Genomic DNA, 6,415 nt, shown 5'->3' on the forward strand with positions numbered 1-6,415 from the left:
CGTCGTCAGAATACGTACGTGAGCGACGCGTTCGGGAAGACACCAAGTTCATGGGACGCATGAATCTTTCTCGTTCCGCCATCGCCTGTATATTCGCGCTCGTCGTTGTCGAGCGTGCTTGCGACATTCGGCCAGAATCGGATGGTTAGGTCCAGCCCAAGACCCCGATATATCGGTTGATGGTAGTTGATCGCCGGACCGATCGAAAACGTCGTGTACGAAAAGGACTCACCGCGCGGGGTCGTTACGTCATACCGGTGGGCCTTCACTTCGACACGAAAGTCAAGCCGCCACGGCAGCCGGTAGCCAACCCCAAAACCGGTTGTCCAGGGGCTATTCAGTTCGAGATTTTGATCTCGCTCCGTCTGGGTTCGGCCGATATGGTCGTAGCTCAACCCCATGCCGTGAGAGTATTCCAGCACCCACCGACGCGTCTTGTAAGAGATCGCCATATTCGCTCCGCTGAGAAGAACCGGTTGGGAGAGTCCTGCTTTCAGCATGAACGAACCACCGTTAGAACCTCCTTTCAGTGTGGATGCATCGTTTGCAGGTTCGTCTGGTTGTGCATGTGCCCCCGAAACGGACGACAGGCCCAGAAGAAATAGACAGGTGAGAAAGAGTAAGCGTTTCATTCGTGACACCGCATTGTCGATGAGAAATGTTCGTCACAGACAGTCTAGTGCGGTATCTCCGTGATCTCATTGATCTTGATCAAGAACGATGCGCCAACCGAGAAAGAGGACTGGCATACCCATATGGCCGCGGCTAAAGCAACCGATCATGGATATCCAGTACGCCGTCGATCTTCTGGGAGATGGCGATAGACCCGCCGGCTGTCCCCAGGAGGTCGACGCGTAGGCCTTCGAGGGCCCTGATCGGCTACCCTCTCCGCTGTCACGTCAGCGCACGTGACTCAGCTTCTGGGGGTTGAGCACCGTGAAGAGACGGTCGATTTGGCCGTTGTCGTTACTGGCAAAACTCCAGACGCTCTGCACATCTTTCTCGACGTAGATGGTAAACCCGGGGTCGCCGTTCACACTCACCCGTTCGATGCGTGTATCGGGGCGGGCTTTTCTGGCCAGACCTAAAAGAAATCGCGTGATCCGTTCGCGTCCGTAGATCGGACGCAAAGCCGCCGTCACCTCACCACCGCCATCCGAGTAAGAGATCGCGTCCTCAGCCAGCAACGTTCCCAATTGCTCCGGGTCTCCGTCCTCGATCGCATCGACAAACGCCTGAACGAGCGCTTCCTGTTCATCGCGTGACGTGCTATATCGCCGGTTTCGCGCGCCGACATGCGCGCGGGCTCGCTGCGCTATCTTTCGGCAGTGCTCCGGCGACCGGTGGACGATCCGTGCGATGGTACTGTAGTCGATATCGAAGCCCTCTCGGAGAACGAACACAGCGCGCTGGACAGGGCTGAGAGCTTCAAGCACGACAAGCAACGCCATGGATAGCGCGTTGTCGCGCTCCACTGATGGCAGCGTCGCGTTGCGCTCGGCAACGATTGGGGCCGGCAGCCATGGGCCCGTGTACGCGTCCCTCTGCTTGCGCGCCGACTTTAGTTCGTCGAGACAGAGCCGGGTGACGACGGTGGTAAGGTAGGCTGATGGATTCTCGATCGCCGCCGAATCGACATCATGCCAGCGCACGTACGCATCCTGTACCATATCCTCTGCAGCCGCGACCGTGCCGAGCATGCGATAAGCGAGGCCAAACAGGCGCTCACGCTGCTCTTCAAACAACTCGGTATCATCAGGCTGCATGGCGATCGGGGGTCGCGTCTGTCTCGGAGCGCAATGCACAAAGGTTATCCGATCCGATGTTCAAGGGCCGGTTCAGCAGGTTGTAGTAGTTCTCCATCGCATTGAGCCATGTGATCTCTGCTATAGCCCGGTCGTCGAAATAGGTCCGCAACTCGTCGAACGTCTCTTCCGACACGGCCGTGGAGTGGGTCGCTTCTTCGACGTACGCGAGCGCCGCACGCTCACCAGCCGAGAAGACGTTGCTCGTCTCGTACTGCAACAGCGCATCGTATTTTTCAATGGACACGTCCTTGTCCTTCGCATTCGCCTGGGCGACGTCAATGCAGAAGGTGCATCCGTTAAGCACCGCAACGTAGCTTTTTATCAGAAATCGGAGTTCCGGATCGATCGTCAGCTTCGCTTCCGTCGCGTTCATCTTCTGCGCGACGGCAGCACTACCGGCGACGCGCGCGTACACCACTTTAACCGGCGTAACCACTCGACCCAGGGCACGCTCCGTCATCCAGTACACAAAACGCATCCACCATGAATCCGGCTGCTCGATCGGTTCCAGGCGGGGTGTTTCAAACGAAGCACGTGTGCTATTCATATCCAGACAATCGCTTTCGAAAGAAGTCAGTTAACGTGTCACAGTACGGACGAATCAGCATGAATCCACGTGACGACCTCCCGACCCCTTCACGGAACCGTTACAAAACGGATTGAGGACACGGTGCCAGGTCAATACCTGGACACTCTCCTCGCGCACGACTCGTCAACCTCATGACCCCTCCCTAACCACAAACGCGAATATATACGCGACGAATCCGGGCAAGCATTGAAATCCCCATTATGCTCTGATTTTTTCTTCAGAGGACACCGGGATCCGCCGTCCCCCCATGCTCCGACGCCGGTATCCCGCACTCTTGTCAGATCGTGGTGAACGCGCCCGACCGTAATCGTTGATACCCTACCCATCTTCCTTCATGACCGTTCTACTCCTCCTCGGTGGTTTTGCACTTCTCGTCGGAGGCGCCGAAGCGCTGGTCCGCGGCGCCTCGTCGATCGCACGACGCGCAGGAATTTCTCCTCTCGTCGTAGGTCTGACGGTCGTTGCGTTCGGCACAAGCGCTCCCGAGATGGCCGTCAGCATCGGCTCCAGTGTTTCGGGACAGGGAGACCTCGCACTCGGCAATGTCGTGGGGAGCAACATCTTCAACGTCCTGTTCATCCTCGGGCTTTCTGCTCTGGCCGCCCCCCTTGTCGTGTCGAGCGACCTCGTCCGGCGTGACGTCCCTCTCATGTTGGGCGTGTCCGTCCTCGTCTTCGCTTTCGCACTGAACGGTATAATCGGACGATGGGAAGGCGCCCTGCTGACGGGAGGCATCGTCATCTTTACGATCTACCAGATCCTGCAGGGGCGGTCAGCGGCGTCCGAACACGCACACCAGCCACCGGTCGCGGTGTCGACAGGCTCGGCTCGGGGTGATGTCGCCACCGACACCGGTTCCTCCTCCCACACTTCTCCAGCGTCTGAGATGAACGTCTGGATCGCTGGCCTGCTCACCCTTGGCGGTCTCGGGCTCCTCGTGCTCGGGGCTCAGTGGTTGGTCCAGGGCGCCGTTGCCATCGCGCAGGCCGCCGGACTTAGCGAACTGGTCATCGGCCTCACGATTATCGCCGGTGGGACGTCGCTTCCCGAACTCGCGACATCCATGCTTGCAAGCCTGCGGGGCCAGCGAGACATCGCGGTCGGAAATGTAGTCGGGAGCAATATCTTCAACTTGCTCGCCGTACTCGGTTGCTCTGCGATGGTGGCACCCGATGGAATCTCTGTAGCGCCGGGAGTGCTGTGGATGGATCTCCCCGTAATGATTGCGGTAGCCGTCGCCTGCCTCCCGATTTTCCTGACCGGGCATGTCGTCAGCCGATGGGAAGGCGTCCTCTTCGCCGGGTATTACGTCGCGTATACGACGTACCTGGTTGTTACCGCGACCGCACATCCCGCGCTCTCTACCTTTACGGTCGTTGTGGGATTCTTCGTTGTTCCCCTGACCGTCCTAGGACTCGGAATGACGGCGTTCCGACGTTGGCAGGAGCGGACGTAACCTCTTGGTCTCCACGCCTTTCCTGCAGGCCACGCATCGCCGTAGAGCAAGAGGGGCGACATCGCCTGTTCTATTCCGTCTCGTCAAAAGCCGCAAGGGGAAGGTGCCAAAGTCCATCGAGGCGCCCGCTGTACAACCGGTCTCCCACAACCTTCAGGTCGACGACGAAGACGCCGGGAAGCTCGACGACCGACCTCCACGTTTCTCCACGATCCCGGCTTGCATACAAACGCGTTCCACGCCCGGCATTCGTAACCGCTGCCACGACGAGGAAGTCGTGATATGCGAACGATATGTTGCTGATGGACCCTGCATCTGGGTCAAACCGGGACCACGTTTCCCCGCGGTCGACGCTACGGTAGAGACCCGACGTGGCCCCGATCAAGATGACGGGGTCCTCGACGGATGGTATCGCTTCGGCGTCAAAGACAAGTCGGAGCGACCCAGGCATCTCGACATCGTAGCTCACCTCTCGCCACACGGGTGCCCCTTCGTCGTGTAGATAAACAGCCCCGTTCCCACCTGCTCCGGCCACAAGACGAGAACCGACGCGGACGATATCCCCCACATTCCACGAAAGGTTGGACGGGATGCCTGACCGAAACGAGGTCCAGCCAGCATTCGACTTCAAGTCGTAGTCGAATATTCCCGACCCGTCTGTTCCTGCATACAAGCGATTCCCGCGTACCGAAAACGCAAGAACGCGGCGATCGCTCATCGAAGACAGACCGTTGTTTCTGGGCGTCCACGTTCGCCCTTGATCGGGGCTTTCAAACACACCGTACCCGAGCGTACCGGCGAATAGCCGACCCTCGGTCAGCTCGAGCGCTCCAATGGTGACCTCGCTGGGGAGCGGCGTCGTTTCGTGCCATGTGTCCCCACGGTTGGCGCTGGTGAACACACGGCTCAGCGATGCGGCGTAGACGATGGTGCCGTCGGTGGCGATGGCATCTACAATGGTTTCAGGCACGACAGCTACCTCTCTCCATGCGGTCGGATCGGGGGGCTCAGCAGGTGGCGGGGGATCTGTTGTGGATGTGGCATCGCACCCGAGCATCACCGCCGTTATACAAATGAAAAGAGAATTTCGAAAACACGTGTTCATGGCTGGATACACCGGGAAGCGTTCCCGGAGAACAATGTCGGCATCGCCAACACCGACGAGATGGTTGGCCAATAGAAGAGACAGGAAAGGAAGGTTAAACCCTCCACGAGACGTGTACAGACGCTACCACCACGATGCACCAGAAGCGGGGCCGGATTGCTCTATCGTCCGCCTGTGTCGAGTACAGCGCGCGCATCGATGCGCTTCTGCACGATCCGGCGAGTTGCTTCTCGCGTGAGTGACGAGAGCGACGATGCATCGGAGCCGTCGCGATTTGTATGAACACCGAGGAGCCACCTTTCGCCGATCTCGACGCGTTCCTTCGACCGGACGCGTACTTTCTCGCGCCACGTTTCTCCACTCGAATCCGCGTAACGAATGCGGAGGTACACTTCGGGGCGTCCTTTCGTCCTCGACCGACCGGTACCTACAACCGCCCAGTAGGCCGCGCCTTGGTCCGGGACCGTCACGTCGATGTCGATCTCTATCGCTCGGTCGTGCGCGCCGTCCGCGACGACCGAGGATGCGTTACCGATCGGGTACCCGAGCACATACGGCACGGTCCCGCGCAACGTGTCAGGCGAGAGAAACTTAAGATCAAGTGCTGCCAGCTCCGCAACGACCACCGAAAACATCGAGTCAAGAGCAACCTTCACAGGTGTGCCATCGGGGGTCCGGAGCGTGGCAATGGCGTCGCGCGTGATGCGTACGTTCTCGCGAGCACGAAGAGCGTGCGGAATCAGTCCGCCCGCCTTCTAATCATCGGGGAAGCCGCTCTCTAATCCATCGATATCAACGACGAAGCGAGCCGGGACCACGTCTACCATGGGCGCATCCACGAGCATGGTTGTGTCCTCCGGAGACGAGTCGCCAGCCAAGAGCGGAGGTGTCGACTGCGCCGATACAGGCAGATGAGATCCAGCGAGGACGACCATCCCCACGGCGAAGCAACAAGAAGGAAAGCGGTCCATGGAGTCCTCCGCAGAGGCGATGGGGTATAATGAGCACGTCTGAAAGAAAACGCGCCGTAGACACCGGTCGTGAACCGTAGTTCCGTTCGGCGACGACCCCGTGTATAAATTACAATCGCACGCTGAGTCGTCACCGGGCGGAGGACGATTCCCCGGGAGGTGCATCGGTTGAGGACGTGACCTCGCACCCGAGCACCACCAGCGTCAGACAGCCGATATTCAGCTGTGTTTAGGTATGATAGTGCGAACGTATGGACCTGCGGAAGCAGTTAGATCTGAGTACCCAACCCACCAGAATGACTAACGCCCCAACGGTTTACCGCGCCAACGCACAACGCGATAACATACCAACGTCTCAACGACCGAACCCTACGCCGCACGTCGAACATTTTCCAGCTGCAGCTCGGTGTCCGTCCGATCCTGGTCGCGGATGCAGGAGCTAATCAGGTTGTCTTTTGAGAAGTCGCCGCCGGAGATCCAGTATAG

7 protein-coding genes are annotated in these 6,415 nt (G+C 59.0%); 1 reads left to right on the forward strand and 6 read right to left on the reverse strand.

Annotated features, from left to right (window positions below):
* Nucleotides 1–5 precede the first annotated feature (5 nt).
* The 3 genes from ACFCU0_RS05180 to ACFCU0_RS05190 form a co-directional block, all read right to left on the reverse strand.
* Entirely contained in the window at nucleotides 6–500 is a 495-nt protein-coding gene (locus ACFCU0_RS05180; protein WP_434972602.1) for a hypothetical protein, read from the reverse strand.
* 399 nt (nucleotides 501–899) lie between these two features.
* Nucleotides 900–1,766, reverse strand: coding sequence for an RNA polymerase sigma-70 factor (locus ACFCU0_RS05185; RefSeq protein WP_434972603.1), 867 nt, complete (start codon nucleotides 1,764–1,766; stop codon nucleotides 900–902).
* Nucleotides 1,756–2,355 (reverse strand): carboxymuconolactone decarboxylase family protein, encoded by a 600-nt coding sequence (locus ACFCU0_RS05190; RefSeq protein ID WP_434972604.1) that lies wholly within the window; start codon nucleotides 2,353–2,355, stop codon nucleotides 1,756–1,758. The genes ACFCU0_RS05185 and ACFCU0_RS05190 overlap by 11 nt, the downstream gene beginning before the upstream one ends.
* A 376-nt stretch (nucleotides 2,356–2,731) precedes the next feature.
* On the opposite strand from ACFCU0_RS05190, the gene ACFCU0_RS05195 reads away from it, so the two are divergent.
* Nucleotides 2,732–3,853 carry a calcium/sodium antiporter gene (locus tag ACFCU0_RS05195; RefSeq protein ID WP_434972605.1) on the forward strand — a complete coding sequence of 374 codons (1,122 nt, stop codon included), beginning with the start codon at nucleotides 2,732–2,734 and terminating at the stop codon, nucleotides 3,851–3,853.
* 70 nt (nucleotides 3,854–3,923) lie between these two features.
* Here the strand turns inward: ACFCU0_RS05195 and ACFCU0_RS05200 are convergent, their stop codons facing one another.
* From ACFCU0_RS05200 to ACFCU0_RS05210, 3 genes are all read right to left on the reverse strand, one after another.
* A complete protein-coding gene (locus ACFCU0_RS05200; RefSeq protein ID WP_434972606.1) occupies nucleotides 3,924–4,823 on the reverse strand; it encodes a WD40/YVTN/BNR-like repeat-containing protein in 900 nt (299 codons plus the stop codon).
* A 296-nt stretch (nucleotides 4,824–5,119) separates the two neighbouring features.
* Nucleotides 5,120–5,614 carry a hypothetical protein gene (locus ACFCU0_RS05205; protein WP_434972607.1) on the reverse strand — a complete coding sequence of 165 codons (495 nt, stop codon included), beginning with the start codon at nucleotides 5,612–5,614 and terminating at the stop codon, nucleotides 5,120–5,122.
* 99 nt (nucleotides 5,615–5,713) lie between these two features.
* Complete coding sequence (locus tag ACFCU0_RS05210; RefSeq protein ID WP_434972608.1) at nucleotides 5,714–5,836, reverse strand: hypothetical protein; 123 nt, start codon at nucleotides 5,834–5,836, stop codon at nucleotides 5,714–5,716.
* Nucleotides 5,837–6,415 lie beyond the last annotated feature (579 nt).

This window comes from Longibacter sp. (assembly GCF_051155795.1).
Classification (GTDB): domain Bacteria; phylum Bacteroidota; class Rhodothermia; order Rhodothermales; family Salinibacteraceae; genus Longibacter.